This window comes from Halomonas sp. DP4Y7-1, assembly GCF_019800705.1.
GTDB lineage: Bacteria > Pseudomonadota > Gammaproteobacteria > Pseudomonadales > Halomonadaceae > Halomonas > Halomonas litopenaei_A.
Map to the genome: position 1 here is coordinate 1 of NZ_JAHVKS010000027.1, position 1,428 is coordinate 1,428.

Consider the following 1,428-nt stretch of genomic DNA (forward strand, 5'->3'; position numbering starts at 1 on the left):
GGCATTGGTGATGCTGGCGCTATCCAGGCGCAGGTCGCCCAGGCTGCCCAGGGTGCCCTGGTTATCGAGCGAGGCCGCGCTCAGGGTCATGTCGCCCTGGCTGGTCAGGCGTCCCAGGTTGGTCACATCACCGCTCAAGCGGAAGGAAGCGTCGCCGGCACTGGCGATGCGCCCGCCGTCTTGGGTCAGGCCGGTGGCGGTCACCGCCAGGCGGCCCTGGCTCGACAGCTGCCCGGTATTGTTCAGCGCGCCATCCAGCGTCAGGGTCAGGCTGTCGTTGGCCGCCACCAGGCCGGCATTGACCAGCCCCGCCGCCCGCAGGCTCAAGGCCATGGCGCTGGACAGCCGCTCGTTGCTACCGACGCTCAGCGCGGCCTCACTGGCGAGGACCAGCGGGCCATTGGCCTGCCACTGCCCTACCCCCTCGACACGGCCAAGCTCGGCGCTGACGCCACCGGTTCCCTGAAGGCGGCCGTTGAGGTTGGCCAACTGCTCGGCCACCAGCTGCACCACCCCGTCACCATCATGGCGTAGCGTTCCATCGCGGTTATCGATATCCGCAGCGTTCACACGGGCGTCGCGGCTCCCCAGCTCGATCACGCCGCCACGGTTGTCCAGGAGCTGACGCGCGCTAAGGGTCGTCGTCTGACCAGACAGGCTTCTTAGCGTGCCGCCGCCATTGGCCAGGCCATCGACGTCAACGCTCAGCGCGGCGCTGGACTCGACCAGACCTTGCTGGTTGTCGAGCATGCCGGTGGTCAGGCTGAGACCACGACCGGCCAGTTGACCGCCCAGGTTGGTCAGGGTCGCGCTGTCCACCCCCAGCACGCCATTGGCCAGCATTCGTCCGTCGCCGTTATCCAGCGCTCCGCTGAGCTGTACCTCCAGGTCACGCTCCACCGCGGTCAGTGTGCCCTGACGGTTATCGAGGCGCGCCCCGGTCAGGCGGACGCCGTCGCCCTGCAGACGGCCTGCGCGATTGTCGACGGTGGCGATGTCCAGCGTCAGCTCGCCGCCCTGGGCGGCCAGCAGGCCGGCCTGGTTGTCGAGCCGGTTGGCCTGAATGGCGGCATTGCCCTGCACCGCCGCCAGCTGACCGTCGTGGTTATCAAGGCTCGAGGCCTCCAGGGTGAGCCGGTCGGCGCTGATCGACCCGGCCTGATTGTGGATCGCCCCCTCGGCCGCGACGATGGCGAGCGTGCCATCGGCCACGTCGATCACACCGTCGGCGTTATTAAGCTCAGCGTCCTGACCGGTGAGGGTGATCACCGCGCCGTCGCGCTCGGCCAGAATGGCGCCGCCCTGGTTGCCCAGGGTCGTTGCCCTCAGCCCGATCCGGTCCGCCAGCAGCCTGCCCTGGGTGTTGTCGACGCGGGTGGCCGCGACATTCAGCCGAGCGGCCTCCAGCGTGCCCGAGGCGTTGGCCAG

At 69.2% G+C, this 1,428-nt stretch carries 1 pseudogene; it reads right to left on the reverse strand.

Annotated elements, in window-relative coordinates:
• Nucleotides 1–1,428 (reverse strand): annotated as a pseudogene (locus tag KUV72_RS19680) (hypothetical protein); the annotation flags it as partial.